This is a genomic window from Haladaptatus sp. SPP-AMP-3 (genome assembly GCF_049568665.1).
GTDB lineage: Archaea > Halobacteriota > Halobacteria > Halobacteriales > Haladaptataceae > Haladaptatus > Haladaptatus paucihalophilus.
Genome location: NZ_CP145897.1, coordinates 2523211 through 2550209, shown reverse-complemented (window position 1 = coordinate 2550209; position 26999 = coordinate 2523211). Strand labels below are relative to the sequence as shown.

30 protein-coding genes and 1 tRNA gene are annotated in these 26999 nt (G+C 63.8%); 23 read left to right on the top strand and 8 right to left on the bottom strand.

The features are described 5' to 3' along the window. Positions 1–8 precede the first annotated feature (8 nt). The 5 genes from V5735_RS13940 (at position 9) to V5735_RS13920 (ending at position 4477) form a co-directional block, all read left to right on the top strand. Positions 9–605: an alpha/beta hydrolase gene (locus tag V5735_RS13940; protein ID WP_423744065.1), complete on the top strand. Its 597-nt coding sequence runs from the start codon at positions 9–11 to the stop codon at positions 603–605. 478 nt (positions 606–1083) lie between these two features. After that, a complete protein-coding gene (locus V5735_RS13935) occupies positions 1084–2730 on the top strand; it encodes a CTP synthase (protein ID WP_423744064.1) in 1647 nt (548 codons plus the stop codon). Next, positions 2730–3647, top strand: coding sequence for a glutamine-hydrolyzing GMP synthase (gene guaA / locus V5735_RS13930; protein WP_069450398.1), 918 nt, complete (start codon positions 2730–2732; stop codon positions 3645–3647). Before V5735_RS13935 ends, guaA begins: the two co-directional genes overlap by 1 nt. Continuing rightward, on the top strand, positions 3647–3967 hold the full coding sequence (locus V5735_RS13925; protein ID WP_423744063.1) for a DUF7126 family protein: 321 nt from the start codon (positions 3647–3649) through the stop codon (positions 3965–3967). The genes guaA and V5735_RS13925 overlap by 1 nt, the downstream gene beginning before the upstream one ends. Positions 3968–4072: 105 nt before the next feature. Then, the gene (locus V5735_RS13920; RefSeq protein ID WP_423744062.1) at positions 4073–4477 is read left to right on the top strand and encodes a GNAT family N-acetyltransferase; all 405 of its coding nucleotides are present in this window, start codon (positions 4073–4075) and stop codon (positions 4475–4477) included. Positions 4478–4772: 295 nt separating this feature from the next. On the opposite strand, the gene V5735_RS13915 is transcribed toward V5735_RS13920, so the two are convergent. Beyond that, on the bottom strand, positions 4773–5444 hold the full coding sequence (locus tag V5735_RS13915) for an MBL fold metallo-hydrolase (RefSeq protein ID WP_423744061.1): 672 nt from the start codon (positions 5442–5444) through the stop codon (positions 4773–4775). Between the two features lie 72 nt (positions 5445–5516). On the opposite strand from V5735_RS13915, the gene V5735_RS13910 reads away from it, so the two are divergent. The 4 genes from V5735_RS13910 to pdhA all read left to right on the top strand — a co-directional run bounded on the left by V5735_RS13910 (position 5517) and on the right by pdhA (position 7480). Beyond that, on the top strand, positions 5517–5750 hold the full coding sequence (locus V5735_RS13910; RefSeq protein WP_423744060.1) for a hypothetical protein: 234 nt from the start codon (positions 5517–5519) through the stop codon (positions 5748–5750). A gap of 2 nt (positions 5751–5752) precedes the next feature. Further along, entirely contained in the window at positions 5753–6064 is a 312-nt protein-coding gene (locus V5735_RS13905; protein ID WP_423744059.1) for a cupin domain-containing protein, read from the top strand. A gap of 68 nt (positions 6065–6132) precedes the next feature. Continuing rightward, positions 6133–6333, top strand: a complete 201-nt coding sequence (locus V5735_RS13900) for a hypothetical protein (protein WP_423744058.1) — start codon at positions 6133–6135, stop codon at positions 6331–6333. A 100-nt stretch (positions 6334–6433) separates the two neighbouring features. Next, entirely contained in the window at positions 6434–7480 is a 1047-nt protein-coding gene (gene pdhA / locus V5735_RS13895; RefSeq protein WP_423744057.1) for a pyruvate dehydrogenase (acetyl-transferring) E1 component subunit alpha, read from the top strand. Positions 7481–7516: 36 nt separating this feature from the next. Here the strand turns inward: pdhA and V5735_RS13890 are convergent, their stop codons facing one another. Together V5735_RS13890 and V5735_RS13885 are read right to left on the bottom strand one after the other, a co-directional pair. Further along, entirely contained in the window at positions 7517–7747 is a 231-nt protein-coding gene (locus V5735_RS13890; protein ID WP_007976958.1) for an Lrp/AsnC ligand binding domain-containing protein, read from the bottom strand. Beyond that, positions 7747–8169: a hypothetical protein gene (locus V5735_RS13885; protein ID WP_423744056.1), complete on the bottom strand. Its 423-nt coding sequence runs from the start codon at positions 8167–8169 to the stop codon at positions 7747–7749. Before V5735_RS13885 ends, V5735_RS13890 begins: the two co-directional genes overlap by 1 nt. 184 nt (positions 8170–8353) lie before the next feature. Between V5735_RS13885 and V5735_RS13880 the strand changes: the two genes are divergently transcribed. Together V5735_RS13880 and V5735_RS13875 are read left to right on the top strand one after the other, a co-directional pair. Next, positions 8354–9043 carry a potassium channel family protein gene (locus V5735_RS13880; RefSeq protein WP_069450391.1) on the top strand — a complete coding sequence of 230 codons (690 nt, stop codon included), beginning with the start codon at positions 8354–8356 and terminating at the stop codon, positions 9041–9043. A gap of 1 nt (position 9044) precedes the next feature. Beyond that, positions 9045–9275 carry an Lrp/AsnC family transcriptional regulator gene (locus V5735_RS13875; protein ID WP_423744055.1) on the top strand — a complete coding sequence of 77 codons (231 nt, stop codon included), beginning with the start codon at positions 9045–9047 and terminating at the stop codon, positions 9273–9275. Between the two features lie 124 nt (positions 9276–9399). Here the strand turns inward: V5735_RS13875 and V5735_RS13870 are convergent, their stop codons facing one another. Genes V5735_RS13870 through V5735_RS13860 form a run of 3 tightly spaced genes read right to left on the bottom strand, consistent with a single transcriptional unit; the run spans position 9400 to position 12942 of the window. After that, the gene (locus V5735_RS13870; RefSeq protein ID WP_423744054.1) at positions 9400–9861 is read right to left on the bottom strand and encodes a DUF5813 family protein; all 462 of its coding nucleotides are present in this window, start codon (positions 9859–9861) and stop codon (positions 9400–9402) included. Positions 9862–9894: 33 nt separating this feature from the next. Next, positions 9895–12006: a hypothetical protein gene (locus tag V5735_RS13865; RefSeq protein WP_423744053.1), complete on the bottom strand. Its 2112-nt coding sequence runs from the start codon at positions 12004–12006 to the stop codon at positions 9895–9897. A gap of 12 nt (positions 12007–12018) precedes the next feature. Then, positions 12019–12942, bottom strand: coding sequence for a DUF7504 family protein (locus V5735_RS13860; RefSeq protein ID WP_423744052.1), 924 nt, complete (start codon positions 12940–12942; stop codon positions 12019–12021). Positions 12943–13268: 326 nt separating this feature from the next. On the opposite strand from V5735_RS13860, the gene V5735_RS13855 reads away from it, so the two are divergent. Together V5735_RS13855 and V5735_RS13850 are read left to right on the top strand one after the other, a co-directional pair. After that, entirely contained in the window at positions 13269–13658 is a 390-nt protein-coding gene (locus V5735_RS13855; RefSeq protein ID WP_423744051.1) for a hypothetical protein, read from the top strand. Between the two features lie 9 nt (positions 13659–13667). Then, positions 13668–13961, top strand: coding sequence for a hypothetical protein (locus V5735_RS13850; RefSeq protein ID WP_423744050.1), 294 nt, complete (start codon positions 13668–13670; stop codon positions 13959–13961). 827 nt (positions 13962–14788) lie between these two features. Here V5735_RS13850 and V5735_RS13845 read toward each other — a convergent pair. After that, positions 14789–14873: transfer RNA gene (locus V5735_RS13845), tRNA-Leu, on the bottom strand. Between the two features lie 89 nt (positions 14874–14962). On the opposite strand from V5735_RS13845, the gene V5735_RS13840 reads away from it, so the two are divergent. Next, the gene (locus V5735_RS13840; protein WP_007976938.1) at positions 14963–15370 is read left to right on the top strand and encodes a desampylase; all 408 of its coding nucleotides are present in this window, start codon (positions 14963–14965) and stop codon (positions 15368–15370) included. Between the two features lie 79 nt (positions 15371–15449). Continuing rightward, positions 15450–16451, top strand: coding sequence for a C40 family peptidase (locus V5735_RS13835; RefSeq protein ID WP_423744049.1), 1002 nt, complete (start codon positions 15450–15452; stop codon positions 16449–16451). On the opposite strand, the gene V5735_RS13830 is transcribed toward V5735_RS13835, so the two are convergent. After that, on the bottom strand, positions 16444–17337 hold the full coding sequence (locus tag V5735_RS13830) for a serine hydrolase (RefSeq protein WP_423744048.1): 894 nt from the start codon (positions 17335–17337) through the stop codon (positions 16444–16446). The two genes, V5735_RS13835 and V5735_RS13830, sit on opposite strands and share 8 nt — an antisense overlap. 169 nt (positions 17338–17506) lie before the next feature. Here V5735_RS13830 and lysA point away from each other — a divergent pair, with 169 nt between their 5' ends. The 8 genes from lysA (at position 17507) to dacB (ending at position 26781) form a co-directional block, all read left to right on the top strand. Continuing rightward, entirely contained in the window at positions 17507–18784 is a 1278-nt protein-coding gene (gene lysA / locus V5735_RS13825) for a diaminopimelate decarboxylase (RefSeq protein WP_423744047.1), read from the top strand. A gap of 96 nt (positions 18785–18880) precedes the next feature. Continuing rightward, complete coding sequence (locus V5735_RS13820) at positions 18881–19363, top strand: hypothetical protein (RefSeq protein ID WP_423744046.1); 483 nt, start codon at positions 18881–18883, stop codon at positions 19361–19363. Between the two features lie 89 nt (positions 19364–19452). Next, positions 19453–21162 carry an ABC transporter substrate-binding protein gene (locus V5735_RS13815; RefSeq protein WP_423744045.1) on the top strand — a complete coding sequence of 570 codons (1710 nt, stop codon included), beginning with the start codon at positions 19453–19455 and terminating at the stop codon, positions 21160–21162. Positions 21163–21191: 29 nt separating this feature from the next. After that, positions 21192–22142 carry an ABC transporter permease gene (locus V5735_RS13810; RefSeq protein WP_069450593.1) on the top strand — a complete coding sequence of 317 codons (951 nt, stop codon included), beginning with the start codon at positions 21192–21194 and terminating at the stop codon, positions 22140–22142. A gap of 1 nt (position 22143) precedes the next feature. Continuing rightward, the gene (locus V5735_RS13805; protein ID WP_423744044.1) at positions 22144–23205 is read left to right on the top strand and encodes an ABC transporter permease; all 1062 of its coding nucleotides are present in this window, start codon (positions 22144–22146) and stop codon (positions 23203–23205) included. Further along, entirely contained in the window at positions 23202–24212 is a 1011-nt protein-coding gene (locus V5735_RS13800) for an ABC transporter ATP-binding protein (protein WP_423744043.1), read from the top strand. Before V5735_RS13805 ends, V5735_RS13800 begins: the two co-directional genes overlap by 4 nt. Continuing rightward, entirely contained in the window at positions 24209–25492 is a 1284-nt protein-coding gene (locus V5735_RS13795) for an ABC transporter ATP-binding protein (protein ID WP_423744042.1), read from the top strand. Before V5735_RS13800 ends, V5735_RS13795 begins: the two co-directional genes overlap by 4 nt. Before the next feature lie 5 nt (positions 25493–25497). After that, positions 25498–26781 carry a D-alanyl-D-alanine carboxypeptidase/D-alanyl-D-alanine endopeptidase gene (dacB, locus tag V5735_RS13790; RefSeq protein ID WP_423744041.1) on the top strand — a complete coding sequence of 428 codons (1284 nt, stop codon included), beginning with the start codon at positions 25498–25500 and terminating at the stop codon, positions 26779–26781. Positions 26782–26999: the final 218 nt, after the last annotated feature.

Below are 26999 nucleotides of genomic sequence, written 5' to 3'. Positions count from 1 at the left end.
ACGCCCACATGACGTTGAACGAAGTCGTCGTCCCCGGGGCGCGGGACGTGCGCGCGTCGCTGGACGACCCCGAAGAACCGACGGATACCGCCGTCGTCGCCTGTCCACCACACCCGCAATTCGACGGCAACAGAAGCGACAACCGCCTCGTCGCGCTCGCCGACTACCTCACGGAGCGCGGCGTGGCCTGCCTGCGCTTCGATTACGGCGACTGGGACGAGGGGTACGGCGAACGCGAGGACGCGCGCAACGCCCTCCGCTGGGCGCGCGAGCGCTACGATTCGGTCGGCATCTTCGGTTTCAGCTTCGGCGGCGCGATTGCGACGCTCGCGGGCGTGGACGAGACCGCCGACGCCATCGCGTTGCTCGCGCCCGCGTCCCGCCTGACCACGGAACTGGACGCGGCCGCGGCGCTGGACGACGTAGAAGTTCCGCTGAAAGTCCTCTACGGAACGCGCGACGACACGGCCGACTGGGAACCGCTCGCGGAGCGCGCGAAGGAATTGGGCTTCGAAACCGAGGAGTTCAGCGCGGACCACTTCTTCATCGGACAGGAAGCGAAGGTCGCGGGGCGGTTGGGCGAGTTTTTGGTCGAATCGCTTTGAAAGGCGGCGTTGACAGTGGTGTTTGAGCGCTTTCGGGAATCGAGATGGGGAGATCGCGGGATGATTCAGCCCTCGAAAGCCCGCGGCCAGGACACGTTGATCGTGAGTTCACCATAATGGTCGTAAGTTCGCCACGACCGCGATTACAGACGTCACATGACCGCACCGCGACGACCACACCCTCCCCAACCGATTCCTTCGCATACGCTCAGTCATCCCTCGCATGATAGTCAGTAGGCCCTCGGACGTGGAGTCCTCGAACCGACTGACGCACGCGCCGGGGACGTTGTTTGTTTTTCTCCGCCCGACCCTCCGTCGTATCGCGCGCTGATAGGTCCTTTCACGGCCGCCCTCCCTTCCGTTTTTCCGGCTTCGCGTTCATCTCACCGCCGACCTCCGACGTATCCAACATATGTCACCTCCTGTCGAACCGGACGGCCTCCGAAATGGTTTTGAAGAACGGTTGCGGAAAGTCAGTATGCCGACTGACCCCGAGACAGACTACGACCCCGAGATGGGGAAGAAGTTCATTTTCGTCACAGGGGGCGTCATGTCCGGACTTGGCAAAGGTATTACCGCCGCGAGCACTGGGCGACTGCTCGCAAACGCCGGGTTCGACGTGACTGCCGTGAAGATCGACCCGTATCTCAACGTGGACGCGGGGACGATGAATCCCTACCAGCATGGAGAAGTGTACGTACTGAAGGACGGTGGCGAGGTCGACCTCGATTTGGGGAACTACGAACGGTTCCTCGACATCGACATGACCTTCGACCACAACATCACGACCGGCAAGGCCTACCAGTACGTCATCGAGAAGGAGCGCGCCGGAGACTACCTGGGCAAGACGGTCCAGATAATCCCCCACATCACGGACGAAATCAAGCGCCGCATCCGCGAGGCCGCCGAGGGCCACGACGTGTGTATCGTCGAAGTGGGCGGCACCGTGGGCGACATCGAGAGCATGCCCTTCCTCGAAGCGCTGCGCCAGTTCGCCACGGAACAGGACGACGACGACTTCCTCTTGACCCACGTCACGCTCGTCCCGCACTCGAAGAACGGCGAGCAGAAGACGAAGCCGACCCAGCACAGCGTGAAGGAGCTCCGGAGCATCGGCCTGCAACCCGACGTACTCGTCGGGCGCTGTAGCGACGGACTGGAGGAGAAGACGAAGGAGAAAATCGCGCTGTTCTGCGACGTGCCGACCGACGCCGTGTTCTCGAACCCCGACGTGGAGGACATCTACCACGTTCCGCTCGTCGTGGAGGAGGAGGGCTTGGACGAGTACGTCATGGAGCAACTCTCCCTGACGGACCAGGCGATTCCGAGCGACGACCGGAGCACCGCGTGGCGCGAACTCGTCACGCAGGAGACCGAGGGCGAGGTCGATATCGCGCTCGTCGGCAAGTACGCGCTCGAAGACGCCTACATGTCCATCCACGAGGCGCTCAAACACGCCGGACTGGAGAAGAACGTGGACGTCAACGTCCTCTGGGTCGATTCCGACGAGATGGACGACGACCACGAGGAACGCCTCAAGGAGGCCGACGGAATCGTCGTCCCCGGCGGGTTCGGCAGTCGCGGAACCGAGGGTAAAATCGAGGCCATCCGCTACGCCCGCGAGAACGACGTGCCGTTCCTCGGCCTGTGTCTCGGCTTCCAGATGGCCGTCGTGGAGTACGCACGGAACGTCCTCGGACTGGACGACGCGAACTCCGCCGAACTCGACGCGGACACGCCGCACCCCGTCATCGACATCCTCCCCGAACAGTACGAGGTGGAGGACATGGGCGGGACGATGCGCCTCGGCGCGCACGAAACCGATATCGAATCGGGAACGCTCGCGGAGGAAGTCTACGGCGCGACGAGTTGCACGGAGCGCCACCGCCACCGCTACGAGGTGAACCCCGAGTACTTCGAGGACTTCGAGGGCGAGGACATCGTTTTCTCCGGCAGTGCCGGAAACCGGATGGAAATCCTCGAAATGAACGATCACCCGTACTTCTTCGGGACGCAGTTCCATCCCGAGTTTCGCTCCCGCCCCGACCGCGCGAGTCCGCCGTTCGTCGGCCTGCTCGATGCGGTCCTCGACGAAGCCGAGCAGCGCGAGGAGGTGGAAGCCTGATGGTCGAAACCGGCAAGTTCATCGAGAAAGCGGTCGCGGAGATTCGAGAGGCGGTCGGCGACTCGCACGCCATCATCGCGCTGTCGGGCGGCGTCGATTCGTCCGTCGCCGCCGGACTCGCGTACAAGGCCATCGGCGACCAACTCACGCCGGTCTACGTCGATACCGGCTTGATGCGCAAGGGCGAGACGAACCAGATCCGCAAGACGTTCTCCTACATGAGTTCGCTGGAGGTCGTGGAAGCCGAAGACCGCTTTTTCGACGCGCTCTCGGGCGTCACCGACCCGGAGGAGAAGCGGAAGGTCATCGGCGAACAGTTCATCCGCGAGTTCGAGCGCGAGGCGCGGGTCACGGACGCCGACTACCTCGTGCAGGGGACCATCTACCCCGACCGAATCGAGAGCGAGGGCGGCATCAAGTCACACCACAACGTCGGCGGCCTGCCGGACGTGGTGGACTTCGACGGCATCGTCGAACCCGTCCGCGACCTCTACAAGGACGAGGTGCGCGAGGTCGCTCGCGCCCTCGGCATGGAAGAAATCATCGCCGAGCGCATGCCGTTCCCCGGACCGGGACTGGCAGTCCGCGTCATCGGCGAGGTCACGCCCGAGAAGGCGCAGGTCGCACGCGAGGCGTGCCACGTCGTGGAAGAGGAACTGGAGGAGTACGACCCGTGGCAGGCGTTCGCCGCCGTCGTCGGCAAGGCGACGGGCGTCAAGGGGGACAACCGCGTCCACGGTTGGATTGTCGCGGTGCGCTCGGTCGAATCGCGCGACGGCATGACCGCCAGAGCGCAGGAGATAGACTGGGAGACGCTCCAGCGCATTCAGTCGCGCATCACCGGCCAGAACGAGAACGTCGCCCGCGTCGTCTACGACGTGACACATAAGCCCCCGGCGACCATCGAGTACGAGTGATGCGTGCAGTCATCGCAGGTCCCGACGACGGAGAACTCGGTCGCGCCCTCGAAGCCGAGGGCGTCGAACTGACGGGTGTCAACGGCGTCGCCTCCCGCCCCGCACTCGAAGACGCGGCCATCACCGAGGCCGACCTCTTCGTCCTCACGGACGTCGGACAGGCAACGGCCATCGCGGTTGCGAAGGACGTGAACCCGGACGTTCGCGTCGTCGTCTACGACGAACAGTCCATCCCCGAGTTCGCTCGGAGTCAAGCCGACCTCATCGTGGACCCGAACCTCCTCGATGCGAACGCGGTCGCAGAGGAGTTGACGGCCTGAGCGACGACGGCCCAGGGGCGAAAGCAGGAGACGAAAGCGGGAAAAGAATCGACGGTATCGGCCGGAAGGGACAGGGTTAATCCCCCTTCCGAACGAGGATTTTTCATGCGCTACGAAGTCCGTGACGAGCTACCGACACCCGGGGAGTTCATCGCCCTCCGCGACGCCGCGGACATGGCACCTCGAAGTTTGGAGGCGGTCGAACGAGGCCTGCCGAACTCCCTGTTCGGCGTGACGGTCGTGGACGACGAAACCGGCGACGTCGTCGGCATGGCCCGCATCATCGGCGACGGCGGGTCGGTCTACCAAATCGGCGACATGGCGGTCCATCCCGACCACCAGCGGCAGGGGCTTGGGTCCCGCATGATGGAGCGGTTGATGAAATATCTGGAGGAAACCGCCCCCGAGGGAGCCTACGTCAACCTCATGGCCGACGTGGAGGGATTCTACGAGCAGTTCGGCTTCGAGTACACCGCGCCCGATTCGCGCGGGATGTTCCGGCGGATGTGACGGATACGCGGACGTGACGAATACGAAGTTCGTTCTCGAAAGTTCTCGTCCACTCTCTGACTCGTGGTTGGTGTTGTGGTGATTGTAAATACAGACGTCACTGAAACCGCACCGCATCGGCCACTCCCTCCCCATCCGATTCCTTCGGTCGCTCGCGCTCCCTTCGTCATCCCTCGCACGCTGCCAGCATCGACCTTCGGCCGACCGCTGGCCTCAGGCCGGTGCCAGCGCGCGCCACGTTCTTCGCTCGACTGGCGGTCGGGATGATTTCCGTCCCCCCTCGCGTGCGTTCGGCTCACATCGACGCGACGAGTTCGCGCAGTCGCTCGCTCCCGTCGCGAAGGAAGGGGACGCCGTGGCCCATCGCGGCCACCTCGAAATCGGGGGTTCGAGATTCGAGCGAGACGATGCTGTCGTAGACCGCTTCGGTGTCGTAGCTGATGGCCCACGAGGAGGGTTCGAGTTTTCCGTGATTCTCGCGGACGAGGTCACCGAGGAAGGCGACGCCCAGCGATTCGCTGATGTAGGCCATGTGTCCCGGCGAGTGACCCGGCGTGGCGTAGGCGGTGAAACTCCCGATTTCGTCGCCGTCCTCGATGGGACGAACCTCCTCGTCGGGACTCGAGAGGAGCGGTCGGGTCACGCGCTGGAGCGCTCCCTTGTGGTTGTGCCAGTCGGGGGCGTCCGCGCCCGATAGCAGCGGCGCGTCCGCCGCACCGGCGTACACCGGCGCGTTGAGGGGCAGACGCGCGAGCGACCCGACGTGGTCGAAGTCGTAGTGCGTGAGCAACACGCGGTCCACGTCGTTGATGGAGTACCCCGCCTCCCGCACGCCGCGCATGATGTCGCCGCCGTCGAAGGGCGTCCCGGCGTCCACGAGGGTCAGGTCGCCGCCGTCGTCGGCGAGATAGCAGTTCACGCTCCCGAGGTCGAGCCACCACACGTCGTCCGCGAGTTGCGTTACCATATCGGACCAACGACGGCCAACCACTTGAGCGTGAACGGGTGATTTTTGGTCGTGCGAGACGCAACTCCTGCTATGGGAACGCCACTGCCGACTGAGACGCGCGACATCGACCGGTGGCGCGCGACGAAAGCCGTCCTTCCGTTTCTCGCGCTCGGGCTGTTCGACCTCGTGCTCATCCTCGGATGGGGACTCAACCCGCTGTGGGGCTTTGCCATCCTGCCGCCGATGCTCTTCATCAGCGTGCTGGCGTGGATCAGCTTCAAATCCGGGTTCGTCAGCGACAACGCCGAATACGCGGAGGAGTAAGCGTGTTGGACCGCACACCGGACCTCGACCCGGACGACGGAGAGGTGCTGACGGACGAACTGGTCGTCACCGACGACGTGCTCGTGAAGGCCTTCGCGCTCGGTCCCGGCGCGGAACTCAGCCCGCACGAACACGGCGACAGCACGAACGTCTTTCACGTCATCTCCGGCGAGGTGACGGTGATTCAGGACGACGAAGAAAAGACGGTCTCGGCTCCCGGCGTCGTGCTCCACGAGCGCGGCGTCGTCCACGGCGCGCGCAACGACTCGGACGACGTGGCGATGCTGACGGCGAGCCTCTGTCCGCTCCCGTGACGGCGGGACTCTTTTCGACGGATTCGGTGCGGAAGGTATTTATTCCGTCTCGCCGACAGTAGCGGACGATGAACCATCCCCTCCGACGGTTTGCGCTCGGGCTGTACGTCCTGTGGCTTCTCGCTACCGTCCTGCTCGTTCTCGGAAAGTACACCCCGTTCCCGACCGTGGCGGGCGTTCACAGCGCGGTCGTGGTCGGCGCGGCGGTGCTGACGGTGGGCGGGGCGGGGAGACTCGCTCGTGACGGTTATCGACGCTACGTCGCCTGAACTCCGTCGAAGTTGCAGTTTACTCCAACAACGGCACCGTCCGCTAGTCGAGGTAACCGCTTTCGGAACGACTTTGAAACCGCGATACATCCCCGCAGGCATGAACCGAATCATCGGGGAACGCGAGTTGGATGAAACGCCGTTCTCCGCGGAAGCCGCCCGGGAGACGTTCGAACGGATGGTTCTCGCCCGGCGATTCGACGAGCGCGCCATCGCGCTCCAACGACGCGGGTGGATGAGCAGTTGGCCGCCGTACCGCGGACAGGAAGCCTCGCAAGTCGGTGCCGCGCTGGCGATGGCCGACGACGACTGGCTCTTCCCGACCTACCGCTCGAACGGGATGCAGGTCGCACGCGGCGTCCCCATCAGTGACATCTTGCTGTTCCGTCGCGGACGACCGGAGTTCAACTCCGAACACGACATCCCGACGTTCCCCCAGGCGGTACCCATCGCCACGCAAATCCCCCACGCGGCGGGCGCGGGCATGGCGATGAACTACCGCGGCGACGAGGACGCCGTTCTCTGTTACTTCGGCGACGGAGCAACGAGCGAGGGAGACTTCCACGAAGGGCTGAACTTCGCGGGCGTGTTCGACGCGCCGGTCGTCTTCTTCTGTGAGAACAACAACTGGGCCATCAGCCTCCCGCGACACAAACAGACCGCGAGCGACAGCATCGCCGTGAAGGCAGAGGCCTACGGCTTCGAGGGCGTGCAGGTGGACGGCAACGACCCGCTGGCGGTCCGCGAAACGGTCGCCGACGCGCTCGACTCCGCCCGGAAGGGCAAACCGGTCCTCGTGGAGAGTCTCACCTACCGACAGGGGGCACACACCACGAGCGACGACCCGAGCAAGTACGAGGACGTGGAGCAGGACCTCCCCGAATGGCGGACGGCGGACCCCCTCGACCGCTACGAGACGTGGCTCCGCGAGCAGGGCGTCATCGACGACGAGTTCGTCGAGGCTGCCTACGACGAGGCGGACGAACTCCTCGCGGAGGCCGTCGAGGAAGCGGAAGCCGTCGAGGACCCCGACCCGCACGACGTGTTCGACCGGGTGTACGCCGACGTGCCGCCGCGACTCCGCGACCAGCGTGAATGGCTGGACTCGTTCCTCGACGACCACGACGTGTACGAACTGGAACACTGAGAAGGGTAGCAAAAAACCGCGCTCGGGAGAGCGAACTCAGTCGATAGCGATGTACGTTTTGGTGTCCACGACGCCATCGAGTCCCTGAATATCGGACGAGGAGGTTTGGAGTACTTCGTACACCTCGTCCGTATCCACCTCGACGATGATGTCGAAGTCACCGGCGACGATGTGTGCCTCCCCCACGTTCGCCAGGCCGCGCACCGATTCGAGCAACCCTTGGGACTTTCCGGCGGCCGTGTTCACCATGATAAACGCGTGCACCATTATGCCGTGTGATACTCTATCATGCGAGAAAAACCTTTGCCCGGAGCGAAATCCACCCCACTTCGGGCGACGGCGAACTCCCCGCGGAACCGTCGTTCGACGCCCGCGTTCACACGCGAGTCACAGACGACACACCGCTCCCGACAATCCTCGTCGGGAATCACCCTGTCGTCCACCGGAGAAACGCGACCGAACCGGGAGCGGCCGTGACGACGGGCGATTTTTCGGCGAAGGGACGGATTCACCGCCGCACCGAACGTGAGAAAAAGGAATGCAACGACAGTCAAAGTGACCGCTGGAAACCCATCCCCGTGCACCAGAAGGGCAGCGATGGCACCGAGTGCGGAAAGGGAACCGAATCCGACCATCAACCACCCCGCGATTTCGTACAGCATAGCGGAGACCGTATCCGCGACCGCCACTGCATTGGAGGACTGCTTGGGTATTTCGATTCAACGTTTTTCGGTCGAACGCAAGCATCTTTCCGTAGTGCGGGACGGCTCTCCTCCGACCGATATTCCGTCGTTCGTCCACGATACGTGCCCGAAATCAACCGGAACTCGAATCGGAGAAAGCTTATTCAACCCCTCTATCGTACGGAGTGACATGCGATTCGTTATCATAGGTGCAGGTAGGGTCGGCCTGCGAACCGCTCGCGTCCTCCGTGAAGAAGGTCACGAGGTGGTGCTGGTGGAAAACGACGCGAACAAAGCGAAGCGTGCGCGCACCGACGACTTCGAGGTCATCGAGGGCGACGGGTCGCGCGAGTCGGTCCTCGAACAGGCGGACCTCGACACCGCGGACGCCCTCGGGGGGTTGACGGGGGACCTAAACGTCAACTTCGCGGCCTGCATGGTCGGCAAACACCACGGCTGTCGAACCATTCTGCGCATCGACAACGACTACCGGGAGGACATCTACCGGAAGTTCGCCAGCGACGTGGACGAGGTGGTCTACCCCGAGCGACTGGGAGCCATCGGCGCGAAAAACGCCCTCCTCGGCGGGAACATCCGCGCCATCGCCGATATCGCCCAGAACTTGCAGGTGGTCGAACTCACCATCACCGAGGAGTCGCCGATGCGCGGCTACTCCATCAGCGAACTCGAACTCCCCGCGAACTCGCGCATCCTCGCGTTCGGCAAGCACGACGAGCGAATCGGCATTCCGCTTCCCGACGATTCCCTCGAAGTCGGCGACAGGGTCGCCGTCCTCGCCGATTTCGCGGTGTTGGACGACGTGCGGAAGATACTCGTCGGCGACGGCAGTCGAGCGGCAGCGGGAGCGGGGGGTGTCTGAGATGGTCGCCGCGTACATCATGGTCAAGGCGAACACGGGCGAGGCGGACCGCTTGAAGAACGAAATCCTCGATATCGGCGGCGTGGAGGACGCCCACATCGTCGCGGGCGACGTGGACCTCATCGTGAAGGTGGACGTCGAGAACCCCGCCGAAGTGAAGACCGTCGCCGCCGACGGAATTCAGGGCGTGCAGGGCGTCGAAGACACCCAGACGTACATCTCGATGGACTGATATTCCGAGCCGATAGAATCGCAAAACGACGCCGCTCGCCCCCTTTGTACGCCGTTCGGACACCGCCTGTCCGATTCATACGCTTCGGACATCGCTCGACAGCCACACGACCGATAGCCGGTCGCTAATCGTAGGATTGGTGCGCCCGGTTCAACATCCCCGCGGCGGGTTCGTCGTAGTCGTAACCGGGAATCAGACCCTGCATCCACGTCCCCTCGGCGAAATCCACGACCGCCTTCGCGTCCTCGGCCGCTTTGTCGGGATAGCCCGAAAATTCGACTTCGAGGACCACTTCGTCGCCGTTTCGCGTTATCGTCGGCGGCGTCGCGTCGTCCGACGAAACGACCGTGTGGGCGTCTTCCAGTCGGAGTTCGAGCGTCTCGAACCAGCCGGTTTCAACGACGTCGGCGACCGAATCGTCCACCACGACGCCCGAAAGCGTCGGCATTCGGACGGTCACTCGGATGGAGTCGGATACGGTAACGCGTCCGTCGAACGGCGTCGTGGTCACGAGGTAGCCGTCGTCGTCCGATTCGAAGCCGTCGTGCAGGCCGAAGGCTCGTTCGACCGCGTTCGTCTGCGTCATTGCCCGTCGGTAGGGCCGGAGAACGGAAGGGCGTTACGAGAAGTCGCGGCGGACATCGACGTCGGACGACCAGTACAGGTCGTGGTCGTAGACGACCGCCGTATCTTCGAGTTTCAAGTATCGTTGCAACTCGTCCCCCGTGACCGTGAACGTCGGTAGGTCGCCACCCAATAGGTAGTACGACTCCTCGTCGTCGATATACGGAAGGAGGAACGACCCCATCGAATGTTGGTTCGTCGGGTAGGTTCGAATGCCGAGCGCGTACTCGTCGTCGCCGAGCGGGTCGACCGAGAACACGAGCGGTGCGCTCTCCGATTGGACGACTTGGATGCTGCCGTCGCCGACGACGACGTACTGATTGCCGACGAGTCGCCGTCGACGCGCGATGGAAAGCGCCGACCGGAGGGGGAATCCGGCGTTGAGCAGTCTGGCGATGGTTTGGCCGATGACGGTGGCTCCGGCGTTACCGATTTCGCTGTACGTGACGATGCCGCCGATGCTGCCCGCCTCGATGAGGCGTTTGCCGGGGACGTACGACCGACAGGCGTTCAGCAGAAACATATCGACGCCCACGGTCGCCACGTCGTCGGGATGGAGGAGTCCATCGTGGCAAACGAACGCCTCGTTTTCGACGTGGCCGATGTAGTGGAAGAAGTCGGTCGGTTCGCAGAGGTGTCGCCGAAGGTCCGCCGTCGAGCAGTTCCGGTCGATGGTCACGTCGAACGGAAGTTCGTCCCGGTGGTAGTACAGCGAATCACGGTACTCCGCTTCCATCTTCGGGTCGTTACAGATGATAGTGATCTGCGGGTCGTCCGTCGACCCGTCGCGGTCCACGCGATGTTCGAACCCGGCATCGACGAGCTTGTTCCCGCCGACCGGTGCGCCGTCGCCGAGCCACGCGTGTTCGAGCGTCTCCGTCTTCGGCGGCACGACGTACCGCTCGTCGGGGGCGGGTTTCGCGGGATACTTCCTGTCCACGTCGGTCGCCCGCGTGAACTCGCCGATATCGGCCGCCGTCGCGACCGGCTCGCTGGACGCTCCGTCAGTCGTCGCCACACCGATTACCGGCAAGTCCCGAACGACGTACGGAAGTTGGGCCGCGTTCCGGTGGTCGTCCGTGACCTGCACCGCGAGTCGCCACGTGGGAAGCACGTCGTCGAGTAGCGAGAACGGGACGTCGAGATACGCCAGCAACCGCTCCGAAAGCGACGCGTCGTAGAGGGCCGCGAAGTCGAGGTCGACGAAGGGTTCCACTTTCCGCCGTTCGTGTAAGTCGAAGCGATACAACCCCTCGGTACGCGTGAGACAGTCGAGCAACAGGGTCTGTTTGAGCACGCGGGCCGTTTCGTCTTCGAACCCGCGCTCCGGGTGGTCGAGGGAGTGAGAACCGCTGTCCGTGACGATTCGGGGGGAATCTCCGGGAACGACCGTCGCACCGAGGTAGTACGCGAGCGAGGCGACGGGAAAGACGAACTCGAACGTCGGCGGGACTTCGATAGTCACGCCCGTTTCCGGCGGTTGTAGGTCGTCCGGAACGTGGAGTTCGTCGCCGAACTCGACCGTCGGGGGGTGGCCGCGGAGCGTGGGGAACGACCGCTCCGGACTGGTCGTCTTCAACGCCGACCCGAACGAGGAGATGGCCGCCATCACGTCCGTCGGGTCGCTCGTCGTCGTCACCGTCCCCGCCGGGCGGGTGTGGTCGGACCGAGCACCGATTTCGAGGGCGGATTCGTCACCCAACGAGAGGGTCAGCCGGTCGTCCCCGACCTCGAAGTCGAGGGTGGATTCCACGCGGAGATACGTCTTTACCGGCGTCGTCAGTTCGACGTAATATTCGTCGGGTGGGAGCGTCGCCTCCGTCTCGTGGTCGACCGTGGCGACCAGGTCGCCGGACGTGTCACGGACGAACGCGGAGACGAAGAACGGGAACTCGATGCGGTCCGTTCGGACGCGAGCCACCGCACTGACCGGCGCGTCGAACCCATCGACGGAGACGGGACGGGGGTCCACACACTGTGACGTTTCGATAGCGTACTGACTGCGTTCCAACGGGTCGATGATGGAAACCCCGGGCGGGTCGTCCCGCGGTCGAAAAAGCGGCTCGACGCTTCGGCCGATGGTATTGGGGACGGGGACGTCACTCATTGGAGGATAACCTCAAACGTCGAACCACTCGGTCATGTAGCTCGTCTCGCGGAGGTGCCAACGCTGTTCCGGGCCGCTGTCCCCCGCACGGAGTTCGATTATCGCGTCGAACCGGTGTGCAATGGCGCGAACCTGCGGCGAATCACGGTCGATGGGGAGGACGTAGTGGCCCATCCCGGAGACGTCCTTGACGCGGTGACAGAGGGTATCGAGGAACGCATCGACCTCGGCGTCGTCGTGGGTCTCCACCAGCGGGCGGAGCGTATCGAAACAGAAACGAAGTTCGGCCGGTGCGAACCCGCCGTGTTCCGCGTCGAGGCGTTCAATCGCGTCGACGATTCCGTCGCGGAACTCGTGTATATCGCCGTCCACGCGTTCGACGGTCGGGGTGGTCCGTACCGAAGATTCGGCGGCCGCGGACCGAGCGCCGGTGTGATAGTCCACGACGTGCGCGTCCGACCCGGCGGAACCGGCACAAGAGAGACGATTACGCGCCGTCGAGATGCTGCGGTCGTGGAGCGCGAAGAGCCGCGTTCGATTGCGCGTCGAATCGCCGAGCAGCGGGACGCTGGCGGCGTCGACGACGGAATCCGGGACCGACCCGACGACGAGTAGATTCCCCCCGAGTCGCTTGATGCGTGCGAGACCCGGCTCGATGGTTATCGACCCGTCGCCGCGAACGGTCACGTGGTGGCCGTACAGAGAAAACGAGAGTCGCCCGCCGCGTCGCGGCGTGCCGTCGTCGCGCGACTTGAACAGTCTGTCGAGCGCCTCGGGGTCGATAACGTCGTAGAGTTGTTCGGGAATGTCCGCCGGTTCGACGCCTGCCACGTCCGCGACAGCCACCGTCACCGTCGTACTGAGTGACTGCGGGCTGGAGAGGTCGTGTTGCACGCGGTACACACCGCGCTCGTCAGGGGAACCGTCCTCAGTCATATACTTTTTAAGCCTCTGTGAGCGACAGTGAAAAACCCATCGTCATTTCTCTGACATTGGTTTCGTGCGACAGGTGGTTTCGTCGCGCTCTCCGTCGGTTCTCGAACCGCGGAAACCCATCGACGTTCGTTCCGCTTCGATCACACCGCCCCGTCCACTCACCACACCGTCCCGTTCACCCCACCCATTCGTACGCGCGGGAGAACATCCACGGAACCACGACGAGCAGGCCGCCGAGACACGTCGCGAAGAGGGCCACCATATCCCCGAGGGTCCACCGCTTCGAATCGCCGCCGGACGGGGGGAGACGCCCGGCGTTCTCCGGCGTGCCCGAATCGGTCGTCGAACCGTTCGGGACGGCGCTCGTGCGCTCGGTCCCTCGGTCGGCGTCCGTCGTCCGCTCCCACGTCGTTTCGGACTCGGTAGCGGTCGCCGTTGCGGTCGTCGCTGATGCCGATGTCGTCTCGGTCGGCGTCGTGGCTGGTGCCGTAGTCGTCGTGGTCGGAGTCGTCGTGGTCGGAGTCGTCGTGGACGTGGAAGTCGTCGTGGAGGGCGGTGGCGTCGTTGTGGTCGCGGTCGTGGAGGGCGGCGGCGTCGTCGTGGTTGTCGTCGTAGTCGGCATCGTTGTTGTGGTCGTCGTGGTCGTCGTGGTCGTCGGTATCGTTGTTGTGGTGGTCGTCGTTGCGGTTGTGGTCGTGGTGGTCGTGGTTGTTTGAGTAGTCGTCGTGGTTGCGGTCGTTGTCGTCGTCTGGGTCGTCGTGGACGTCCCGGTGGTCGTGGTCGCGTTGGTCGTCGTTGCCGTCGTAGACGGCGAGGTGGTCGTGTTGGTAGCGGTCGCCGTCGCGTTGGTCGTCGCGGCGAGCACGCCCGGAGCACCACCGCCGCGACCGGCGGACGAGGTGACGTTCCCGGCGATGAGAAGTCCTGCGATGAGTAAGAGAATGAGCACACGGGATACCGAGGTTCGCGTCTGGACCGGGAGCATGGGTCGCTGGTCATCGATTTTCGTCATCGGTTGATTATTGTTGCGATTATCCCGGACAAACGTAAATATCGTACAATAATTTGTCCTGATTGGTATTGTTTGTGCAAAATTCGGAATTGAGGTTTGAAACGTTCAACCCACGTATGTGAGGTTCGGGTGATAAATGTGGCCGACGTGACGGTTTTTCTCGCGTCGAATCTGATTTGGTTCCATCTGTACGACAAGTACGCCAGTTGTCGTTCTCGCGGGAAGACACGTGCAGGTCGCTAGCCGCCGTCGAAACTATCAAAATTCGGTTCAATTCTGGTCGAGTATCGCCGCGAAACCCATCCTTTCGGCTCGCCGCAACGGAAATTTGAACCCGCCGGTCGATACCATTAAGCCCCCGGAATCAGATATGTAGGATGAAGCGAACGAGGTTATAGCCGCAAAGGCAGGTGCTAGAACACCTACCTCGTTTGCTTCGGACCCGTACCGAAGCATGTTTGACAACGATTCTCCGCAAGAAAAGCGTACCGCTCAGCAACCGCTCCCGAAAACCTGTCCGCGCTGTGACGAGCGGGTCAAGATGGTAACGGTGACGGACCCCGAGTACATGCGGCTGTGGCCGTGTGGACATCGGCTAGCCGCGTAGGGAGTTCCGACAGTTCGTTTTTTGATGAGCCGTTCGGTGAAAGCCGTCGTTCAGTTCGGTGATGCGCTTCGGGCAGACGTGTTCACTCGGTTGGAAAGTACAGCAGACAGAATGCGATGCGAGGGATGGGATTCGAACAACGCCCAAGAACCTGCGCTTCGCGCAGAACCTCGGTCTACTTCGAATCCCAGAGCGCAGTCTCCGCTCACGAAGTGGTTCGCGGAGAATGCGAGGGATGGGATTCGAACCCATGGACGTCTACACGAGCGGGTCTTAAGCCCGCCGCCGTTGGCCTAGCTTGGCAACCCTCGCGCGTCAGTCGATTGCCGCTTCCCCTGCAAGTGGGTTTCGGTTAGGGGTGGCCTCCCCTGTTTATCACGCCTCGAATCGAATCCCCGTCCATGCTCGCCCTCTCGCGCGAAGCGTACGATACGCTCGTCAGTCGCGCGCGTCGCGGCCGTCCCGCGGAGATTTGCGGAATCCTCGCGGGCACCCGCGGCGACCCCGCGAACGTCGAAGAGGTGTTTCACGCAGAGAACGTCGCGGCGGACGCGCGAACGCACTACGAAATCGACCCGGAAGAGCAACTCGCGGTCATGGAACGAATCGAAGCGGACGGCCGGGAGGTCGTCGGGTTCTATCACTCCCACCCGCTCGGCCCGGACGAACCGAGCGCGACCGACGCGGCGGACGCGACGTGGGACGGCTACTCCTACGTCATCGTCTCGCTGAACGGCTCGCACCCGTTCGTCGGGTCGTGGCGCTGGACCGGCGAGGGATTCGAACCGGAAGTGGTGCGGCTGACGTAGCCGCGCGAACCGCCGCAACCACCGAGGACGGTAGCAATCTAGGGGCGGGATTTTTTACGTCGCTTCGAACACAGGTGGCATGGACGAAACGGAACCCGTCGAGGCGGCCGACCGACCGAACCCGACCCACCGCGCGAAACTGGCGCTACAGCGCTGTAAGACGAGACACGCGCCCGACTCGCGGGTCGCGGTCTTCGACGTAACTCCCGACGCCGGAGGAGAATCGAACGCGGACGAACTCGTCCTCCGCGGAGCGGTTTCCACCCCCCGACACGAACGAGAAGCGCGCGAGGCGGTCGAGCGCGCGACCGGACGAACGACGACGAGCGACCTCACCGTCCTCGAATCGCTCCGAACGGAGAGGACCGTCGCGCGGTCCGTCGTCCCCGTTCGCGGGGACGCGGACGACGAGGGCGAACAGGTGACGCAAGTCCTGTACGGCGCGCGAGTCGCCGTCTTCGACCGCGACGGCGACTGGGCGCGGGTGTTCACGCCCGACGGCTATCTCGGGTGGGTCGATGGGGACGCGCTCACAGAGATGGAAGTCGAGGACGCGAACGCGGTCGTCGCCCGCGATACGACGACGACGGAGGGCGAGACGGTGTACGCCGGAACCCCCTGCAAAGTCGAGGACGGTACCGAAACGGCGGCCGTCTTCCGAACCGGCGACCGGGCATCGTCGAACGAAGCGATTCGGCGACCGCCGGAGAATCCCACCGGAAAGAACGTCGTCGAAGTCGCACGAGGATTCCTCGGAACGGAGTACGACTGGGGCGGCGTGACGAGCGACGGAATCGATTGCTCCGGGCTGGCGTGGGTTTCCTACCGAGTCAACGGACTCGTCCTCCCCCGCGACGCGGACCAACAGCGGGCCGTGGGCGAGTCGGTCGAGCGCGACGACCTCCGCCCCGGCGATTTACTCTTTTTCCCCGGTCACGTCGCCATCAGCCTCGGCGGCGACGAGTACGTCCACGCCTACGGCGGCGCGGAAGCCGTCGTCATCAACAGTTTGGACCCGGAGGACGATTCGTACGTCCCCGACTTGGACGAGACGTTCGAACTCGCGCGACGGGTCATCTGAGCCACGCGAACACGGCGTCCCCGATTTCGGCGATGGCGTCCGCCGCGTCGGCACCCGTGTCGGATGTCGCTCGCGCGCCGTCCGTCTCCATCTCACCCACACCGTCGACGAAGACCGAAAAAACGAGGGGTCGGTCGCGGTTCGGCACCGACAGGAAGCCGGTGTCGAGCGCGGCGGTCGGAAGCCGCCCGGTTTTGTGCGCGACGTCGGTTTCGTAGGGGAGATAGCGCGGAACCATCGACGTGTCCTTCTGGGCGGCGAGCGGGACGCGCATTCTCTCGTAGGCGGCCGCGGAAAGCGTCGTCTCGCACACGAGGTCCGCGAAGAACCGCGCACAGTCGAGGGGTGCCGTCGCGTTCGTCGGTTCGTCCGCGGGAACGTGCACGTCGAACTCCCCGAAGTCGGTGTCTTCGAGCGTCGTCATCATCTTTCGCGCGAGGCGGGTTCGGTCCATACCGAGACGGGCCGCGGCGTCGTTCACCGCCGACATCCCGAGGTGGTCGATGAGTTGGTTCGTCGCGGCGTTGTCGCTCACCGAAATCATCGCACGCGCGAGGTCCTCGACCGTCGGCGTGGCGTCGAGGAGGTGCAACAACCCGCTCCCACCGACGCGGTTTTCGGGCGAGAGGGGACAAGGCCGGTCGAGTTCGTCGAGTCGGTCGGCGGCGTCGTACCGCTCGTAGAGGGCGTAGAGGACGGGGAGTTTGACGGTGCTGGCGCTCTGGAAGACGCGCGTCTCGTCGTGAGAGCACACTACGTCGAACCCGTCCGGGCCGGACGGGAAGCCGAGAAAGACGCCGAGGTGGCCGTCGATGGTCTCGCCGTACTCGGCGATGACGGCGGACAGTTCGTCGCGCGTGTCGATAGCTGGCGTCTCAGGACGCATCAGTCATCGACCCCCGGTTTCGTGGCCATGCCGACACACTGGTCGCCCGCGCCTACAAATAGTTTCGTGTCGGAGGGGGTTTAGGAAAGAACGACCGACGAATCGGGGCAAAGCGCCCACCTAGCATGGGAGGGTCAACCGTTATCCGCCGCTTGTGGGATGTTCAGGCATGGAACTCACGGAACGAACGGAGCGGTTGCGGGGGAACGCCGACGACCTCGTGTCGGCATACGGGTCGCCGCTGTACGCCTTTTTTGAGGACGACCTTCGCGCGAACTACGGGACGCTCCGGGACGCGTTGGACGAGCAGTATCCGAACTCCGAGGTCCACTTCGCGGTGAAGGCGAACTACAACCTCGGCGTCCTGTCGGTGCTTCGGGACGCCGGTTGTAAGGCGGAAGCGTACGCGCGCTGTGAACTGACGGCCACCCAACGCGCCGGATTCGACCCCGAGGACGTGCTCCTTACCGGGATGAACCGAGCGCCCGAGGACATCGAACGCGCGCTCGACTGGGGCGTCTCCCACCTCCTCGTGGACAACGCGACGGAGTTGGAGAAGATACTCGTGGCCGCCGAGGCGACCGAAACCGTGCCGGACGTGCTGATTCGCGGCAACCCCGCGATGGAGGTCCCGACCCACCCCGAAGTGGCGACGGCGACCCGCGAGAGCAAGTTCGGGCTCGACATCGAGAGCGGGCGGGCGATGGCGGTCGCGCGGCAGGCCGCCAAGTCGGAGTTCGTCTCGCTCGCGGGCGTGCAGTTGCACGTCGGCAGCCAGATTCGCGGCGTCGAACCCTACGGCGTCGCCGCCCGCGAGATGCTCGGCTTCGCGGCGGACGTGCGGGACGAACTCGGCGTCGAAATCGACGTGCTCGACCTCGGCGGCGGGTTCCCCGTTCCGTACGACGAGGCGGTCCCGGACACGGAAACAATCGTGGCGCACATGGCCGAGACGATTCGGGAAGCGTGTGCACGATACGACCTCGCCGAGCCGCGGCTGTTCGTCGAACCGGGCCGACGCCTCGTCGGCAACGCCGGAACCTTCCTCGGGACGGTCGGCGTCGTCAAGGAGACGCCCTACGCCGACTTCGCCGTCCTCGATGGTGGAACGAACGCGGTGTCGTCGTACTGGCCGTATCCCGTCTACGCGGTGAAGGACCGCGAACCGACGCGGACGTACCACGTCGCCGGGCCGCTCTGTTACTCCGGCGACGTGCTGAGCGAGGACGTTCCGCTGCCCGAACTCGGACCGGGCGACCTCGTGGCTGTGGACCGAATCGGCGCGTACTCGCTCGGTAGCGCGAGCCACACCAACGCCGAGCCGAAACCGCCGGTCGTGTTGGTCCGAAGCGACGGCGGGTACGACCTGCTCAGGAAACGAGAGTCGTGCGACGACGTGCTCGGAAACGACTCGATTCCCGAAGGACTGGGCGACGAACCGCGGTGAGCGAAGTAGTTCGAGCGGCCCCCGCCGTGAGAGAGATAGTCGCAACGGCGAATGCCGTGAGAAAGACCTTTGCGTGGTGGGGACGGTGACGAATCCATGAAACCGTCAGAGAGGCTTTCGCCCGACCCGGTGGGGGAAATCGAGGACGCGGGGGGGTTTGTCGCGGGTCTCGTGCCGAATTCAGTCGCGCTCCGTTGTCTCTCTGTCGAACTCCGCGCGCCCCGTGAAATCGTCGTCGGAGAACCGGCGCGGTTCATGTTTCGGGTGGAAAACAGGTTCCCGATTCCGTTGAGCGTTCGGTTGCCGACGAGCAAGCTGTGGGGATGGTCGGTGAACGGAATCCCGGAAGCCGACGAGCGGGGGTTCGAGCCACCCGAGACGCCGCGGACGGTCGCGTTTCGACGGCAGGGAGTCAGATTGTTCGAGGGGACGTGGGACGGACAGATTCGTCGCGCCGGGGACGACGGAGACGTGTGGCGACCGATACCGGGGACCCAAACCCTCTCGGCGTTTCTTGCGACGGATACGGACCGTCAAAATCTGGCCGATAGCGTGGAAATAAGTGTCGTCTCGCGTTAGCCCTAGTATGAAAGGGCGGCGTTATATGCCACGTCCATCTTTGCTATTAGGTATCACGAACCGGGGCAATTACCCCGACGACCGATACCATGACAGACAAATACGAATACTCGTTGAATCGACGGCGGTTTTTGACGGTGAGCGCACTCGGCGGTGCGACCGCGCTCGCTGGCTGCGGCGGTAAAAGCACGACCGGTGACAATCCCGGCGGAGCCGGAACGGACAACTCCGGCAACACGGACACCGGTGGAAACGGCAACGGTGGCGCAAAGGGTGGAACGTTCGTCAACACCGCACCCGAGGACGCGACGACCCTCGACCCGCGTATGAACGAACTCGCGTGGGCCAACGGGATGTTGAACTACATCTTCGACCCCCTCTTGGCCGTCAAACCCGACGGGAGCGAGGTGGTCCCCCACCTCGCCAAGGAGAAGCCGAAAAAGCAGGACGAGACGACCTACACCGTTCCGATTCGGCAGGGCGTCACGTTCCATGACGGAAGCAAGCTCACCGCCGACGACGTGGAATACTCGTTCAGCTGGGTGCTCAACCCGGACAACAAATCCACGAATCAAGAAAACCTCGCATTCATCGATAACGTCGAGAAATCGGGCGATTACGAGGTGACGTTCAACCTCAAGCACCCTTACGCGCTGTTCGAGTTGACGCTGGCGGGCATGAACGCCGCCATCATCCCGAAGAAGGCCGCGGAAAGCAAGGGCCAGAAGAAGTTCGCCCAGGAACCAGTCGGAAGCGGGCCGTTCAAACTCAAGGATTGGCAGTCCGGCTCCGACCTCACGCTCGAACGCTTCGACGACTACTTCCTCGAAGCGCCGAACCTGAAACAGCTCAAATACCGCATCATCCCCAAGGCGTCGGTGCAGTTCGTCGAGTTGGCGACGGGCAACGTCCACCAGGCGGGAGTCCCGAAGGACCTCCTCAAGAAAGCACAGGGCCAGAGCAACATCCAGATGAAGCGCATCTCGCAGTTCGACTACAACGGACTCATCTTCAACGCGAAACACGAGCCGTTCGGCAACCGAAAGGTGCGCAAGGCCATGCAGTACCTCGTCGATTACGACGAGATGCTGAAGGTGACGAAGGGCGAGCTGGGCAAGCGCGTCTACGGCTTCATGCCGAAGGAAGTCAACGAGGCGTGGGACTTCCCGTGGAAGGAGTGGAAGGAGAAGTACTACCCGGCAAAGGACCACGACAAGGCGAAACAGCTCCTGAAGGAGGCGGGCTACGGCGATGGCTTCAACGTGAACATGTCCACCCACTCCTCTGGGAAGTTCAAGAACATGGCCATCATGCTCCAGAACGAGATGGACAAGGTGGGCATCAACGCCGAGGTGCAAGAGGTGTCCATCGGGGAGTGGCTCGACCAACTCGACACGGGCGAGTACGACGTCACCTTCTACGGGTGGTCGGGCGGGCAGGACCCCGACGGGTTCTACTACTACCTGTTCCGCGACCCGCGCAACGACGACAGCCCGGTGCCGGACGACTACGTGGGCAACGCGTCCGCCGGGATGCTCTACGAGGCGCACCCCGACAGCAAGAAGCTCCAGAAAGCTGACGAGAAGATTCGCAAAGCGCGGGAACTCCAGAGCCGCGACGAGCGCCGACAGCTGTACATCGACGCCGCGGAGACGTTCATGTCCGAGTACCCGCACATTCCGGTCTACTCGGAGCAGTCCGCCACCGCGTGGAGCAAGAAGGTGAACGACTACGAGCCGACCGCGTTCGTCTCACAGCCGCTGTGTAACGAGTGGTCGAACTCGTCGCTGAGCAACTAACCCCCCATCCATTTCCGTACACACGAATCATGAGCATGTATCGATACACCGCCCGTCGGCTCCTTCAAATGATACCGGTCCTGCTGGGGGTTTTCACGCTGACGTTCGTCATGATGCACTCCCTTCCGGGCAATCCGGTTCGAATCTACCTCGGCCTGAACCCGAGCAAGGAGCTCGCGGACCAACTCATTCACCAGTATGGCTTCGACCGACCGCTGTGGCAACAGTATCTCGACTACCTCGGGCGAATCCTGCACGGCAACCTCGGCGAGTCGTTCATGCGAAAACGACCCGTCGCCGACCTGATGATGGAACGCATCGCCCCCACGCTGACGCTGATGGGCCTTTCCTACGTCATCGCGTTGCCGATTTCGATCCTACTCGGCGTCTACGCCGCCTCGCGGCACAACCAGCTCGGCGACCACGTGTCGCGCTTCTTGGGACTGGTCGGACTCTCGACGCCGAACTTCTGGCTGGGACTGATGCTCATCTTCCTCCTCGCCTTGGAGTTCCAGTGGCTCCCGGCGTCCGGGTACGTCCCGTTCGCCCAAGCCCCGGTCGAGTCCACGAAACGACTGATAATGCCGGTCATCACGCTCGCGACCGCACAGACGGCGACGCTGATGCGGATGACGCGTTCGAGCATGGTCGAGGAGTTATCGCAGGATTACGTCCAAACGGCGCGCGCCTACGGACTTCCCGAGCGGCGCATCCTGCTCAAACACGCCTTCAGGAACGCGCTGTTGCCGCTCGTCACCATCATCGGACTGCAGTTGTCGTTTCTGCTGGACGGCAGCGTCATCGCCGAGAAAATCTTCGCCATTCCGGGCATTGGCCGGTTGTTCTTCACCGGCATGACGCACCAGGATTACGGCGTCATCATGGGCCTCACCCTGATATTCGCGTTCCTGTTCCTGATGGGAGTCCTGTTGACGGACCTGGCCTACGCCTACATCGACCCGCGAATCAGATACGACTGACATGAGTACGAATCAACCAGTTACGGAAGCCGAAATCGACACGGAAAGTCGCCTACGAGGGACGATTCGAGAGTTACGGCACAGTCCGACGGCTATCGCCGGTGCGATAATGGTCGGTGTCCTCGTCGTGCTGGCCGTCTTCTCGACCATCGACCTCGTGGTGTTCAATAAGCAACTCATCACCGCCATCCACGCGGACCCTCATCAGATGAACACGATGAACCGCTACTCGCCACCGTCGCTTTCCCACCCGATGGGGACCGACCAGTTCGGGCGTGACGTGCTGTCGCGTGTTATCTACGGGAGCAGAATCGCGCTCGCCATCGGCGTCATCTCCGTCGGAATCAGCTTCATCGGCGGCGTCGCCTGCGGTGCGACGGCGGCCTACTTCGGCGGCAGAATCGACGACCTCATCATGCGACTATTGGAGGTGCTGTACTCGATTCCCGGTCTCATCCTCGCCATGACACTGATGGCCATCATGGGTCCGAGCGTCTACAACCTCTTCCTCGCCTACGGGGTCATCGGCATTCCGGCGTACGCCCGTGTGATGCGTTCGGAAGTGCTCTCCCTTCGGGAGGCGGAGTACGTCGAAGCGGCACGCGCCGCCGGACTGCCGACCCGGACCATCCTGTTCCGCGAAATCGTTCCGAACGGACTGACCGCGGTTATCGTTCAGGCAACGCTCTCGATGGGCGGTGTCATCATCGGCGCGGCGGCGCTGTCGTTCCTCGGATTCGGCGTCCAGCCGCCCACGGCCTCGTGGGGACGGATGCTGAACGACGCACAGCAGGCCATGATAATCGCTCCGTGGGCCGCCGTGTTCCCCGGCATGATGATATTCCTCACCGTGATGGGGTTCAACATGCTCGGCGACGGCCTCCGCGACGCGATGGACCCGCGGACCACGCTGTGGAAGCCCGACTGGGACGAACTCGGCGACGACTTCCTGCCCACCGACGACCGGCAGAGAGAGGAACCCGACGCGGTGACGGACGGCGCGGCGACGGACGGCGGAACGGCCGTCGATAGACGACCCGACGAACACGGAGGAAACCGATGAGCCTACTCGAAGTCGAGAACTTGCGGACGTACTTCTACACCGAGAGCGGTATCGTACAGGCAGTTGACGGCGTGAGTTTCGAGGTCGACAGGGGCGAGACGCTCGGACTGGTCGGCGAGAGCGGGGCCGGAAAGAGCGTCACGGTGAAGAGCCTCCTCGGCCTCGTCAACTCGCCCGGAAAAGTGGTCGATGGCTCCGTCCGATTCGACGGACGCGACTTGACCGAGTGCTCCGAGCGGGAACTCCGTCGGGAGGTCCGCGGGAGCGAAATCTCGTTCGTCTTTCAGGACCCGATGACGGCGCTGAACCCCGTCTTCACCGTCGGAAATCAGATCGCCGAAATCGTCGAGTATCACACCGACGCCACGGAGTCGGAAGCCTACGACCGAGCCATCGAACTGCTGGACGACGTGGGAATCCCGGACCCGGAACAGCGGGTGGACCAGTACCCGCACGAGTTCTCGGGCGGGATGCGCCAGCGCGTCCTCATCGCCATGGCGCTGTCGTGCAATCCGAAGCTCATCATCGCGGACGAGCCGACGACGGCACTCGACGTGACGATTCAGGCCCAAATCCTCGACCTCTTCGACGAGATTCAGGCGAAGTACGACACCGCTATCGTCTACGTCACCCACGACCTCGGCGTCGTCCGCGAGGTGTGCAACCGCGTGGCCGTGATGTACCTCGGCAAGGTGGTCGAACACGCGCCCTACGAGGAACTGTACCGTAACCCGAAACATCCGTACACGCAGTCGCTCTTGCGCTCGGTCGTTCGACCGGACGAACGGGTCGATAATCTCAATCCCATCGAGGGGACGATGCCGAGCGCCATCGACCCGCCGTCCGGGTGTCGGTTCCGTACGCGCTGTCCCGTCGCGGTCGACGACTGTACGCGAATCGAACCGCCTCGGGTCGACGTGGGGCCGGACCACGATTCGGCCTGCATCCTCTACGAGGAGGGGTACGGAACCGACGAGCCTCGACTGCACCAGCGAGGGAAACCATGAGCCAACAGGTACGACAGCCACCGAGAGGGAAGGACGAACCGCTCCTCAGGGTCGAGAACCTGACGAAACACTTTCCGGTGAACACCGGGTTCATCAGTTCGCTTCGGTGGAACTCCGACGGCGGCTTTCCGCTGACGCTGGACGATCAGCGCGTCAGGGCGGTCGACGGCGTGAGCTTCGACCTGCAACCCGGCGAGACGCTCGGCGTCGTCGGCGAGTCGGGGTGTGGTAAATCGACGCTCGCACGAACCCTGCTCGGCCTGACGGAACCGACCGGCGGTGCCGTCGAGTTCCGCGGAACTCGGACGACGACGTTCGATTCGGACGCGAAGCGGACGTTCCGCCGGAACGCCCAGATGGTGTTTCAGGACCCGCAGTCGAGTCTCAACCCGCGACGGAAGGTCGGGAACATCATCGCGGACCCGCTGGAAGCGGCCGGATGGGACGAGGACCGACGGCGGGAGCGGGTCGTCGAACTGCTCGGACAGGTCGGGTTGAAGGAGGAACACTACGGCCGCTACCCCCACGAGTTCTCGGGGGGGCAGCGCCAGCGCATCAACCTCGCGCGGGCGCTCTCCATCAACCCGGACCTCGTGGTCGCCGACGAACCCGTGAGCGGCCTCGACATGAGCGTGCAGGCCCAAATCCTCTCGCTCATGCAGGACATTCAGGACGAGTACGACCTGACCTACCTGTTCATCACGCACGACCTGAGCGTCGTTCGGAACGTCGCCGACCGCGTGGCCGTGATGTACCTCGGCGACTTCGTGGAGACGGGACCTGTCGAGCGCATCTTCACGGAGCCACATCACCCCTACACCCGCGCGCTGCTCGATGCTGTCCCGAACCCCGACCCGGACACGCGCGCCGTCGAACCGAAACTCGTTGGCGACGTGCCGAGTCCGAGCGACCCGCCGTCCGGGTGTAAGTTCCACACGCGCTGTCCGGACATCATCGTCCCCCATCCGTTCACGCGCGAAACCTACCGCGAGTACATGAACCTCAAGGAGGACGTTCGAGCGGCGTCCCTCAAAACGGACGCCGAACCCGCTGCCGTTCGGTCGGAATACTTCACGGAAACGCTCCCGACGGCGGTCGACGAGAGGGTCGAGCAGGCCGTCTCGGCCGCGTCGAGTGGAGATTGGGAGGGCGCGCGGGAGGCGCTCGATACGTACCAGTCGCCGTGTGAAACCGACGTGCCGGAACTGGAATCGGTCGCCGACGGACAGCAGTCGGCCTGTCACCTCGACGTCGACGACCGGGCCGCGTTCTCGTGGTGAGCGGAATGGACGCCGACACCGACGTCCCCGACACTGACGTCCACGAAACTGACGTTCCTATCGCCGATAGCCTCGACTCGGATTCGTTCGCCACGAGCGTACTGGTCCGCGAACGCGGCGGGTCCGTCCTCGCATCGCGGAACCCGGACGTGCCGCTCCCGCCCGCGTCGAACACGAAACTGCTCACCGCCGCCCTCTCGCTGCATCACCTCGGCCCGTCCTATCGCTTCGAGACGCGCGTCTCGCGGCTGGGAGAGTCGCTCGTGCTCTCGGGACGTGGAAATCCGTCACTGTCGCCGGACGACCTCTCGCGGCTCGCCGACGCGGTTCGGGACGCCGGTATCGGGAGCGTGACGAACACCATCGCGGATACGGGGTGGTTCGGCGACCAATCTCGCGGACCGGGCTGGATGTGGGAAGACGGGCAATACGGCTACGGCGCGGAGAGCACCCCGCTGGCGCTTTCCGGCAACGCGGTTTCCGTCACGGTGTCCGGCACCGATGTCGAAGTGACACCGGACACGGATGCCGTCGAAATCCGCGCCCAATTCGACGAAACCGCGGCGGAGCTGCGCGTGTTCCGCGACTGCCCCGAGAATACGATTCGAGTGGAAGGAAAGCCCCCCGAAGAACCCCGAACCGAAACCGTCCCGGTCGGCGACCCCGTTCGTCACTGTCTGCTCGCATTCCGTGACGCGCTGGAAGAGAAAGGCGTGGACCACACCGGCGGCGTTCGCGTCACGGACGATACCGAGTCGGGCGAGACGGTCGCCACAGCGACCTCTCCGCCCGTCTCCGAACTCGTCCGCGAGATGAACGTCCCCTCGGACAACTTCCTCGCGGAACAACTGGCCCGAACCGTCGCCCGCGAGGTCCGCGGCGCTGGCTCGTGGGACGCGTGGGAGCGCGTCGTCGGCGACTTCCTCGACGCTCGCGACGCCGGGCGCGCTCGAATCCGAGACGGGTCCGGCCTCTCGCGCTACAACCTGATTTCGGCGCGGGGGCTGGTGCGGACGCTCGAATGGGTCGGAGAACGGCCGTGGTCCGAGGCGTTCTTCGACTCGCTTCCCGCACCCGGCGAGGGAACGTTGGAGGAGCGATTCGCCGACGTTTCGGGCGTTCGGGCGAAGACCGGCACGCTCACCGGGAGCAGGACGCTCTCGGGAACCGTCCACAGGGAAGACGGAACCGACGTTTTGTTCTCCGTCCTCCTCGGCGGACTCGTCGGCGACGACGAGGAACGGGCGCGGAAGCGAATCGACGCGTTCGTGTCGGGAGTGGCTGACTGAGTACGAAAGTTTTTCAGTAAAAACGAGGGCAGTCCGCCCCATGGACCGGTTCCTCGAATCCATCGAAACGATAGCCGTCGAGCAACTGGTTCGAGTGCTGTTCCGAGTCTCAATTTTACTTCCCACCCCGTTGCACCCGTCAGCGCATCACAGGGGAAAAGAGCAAACGTCCGCGAGCATACAGTTCGCGGGCGAACACGACCCGGACGGAAGAAAAG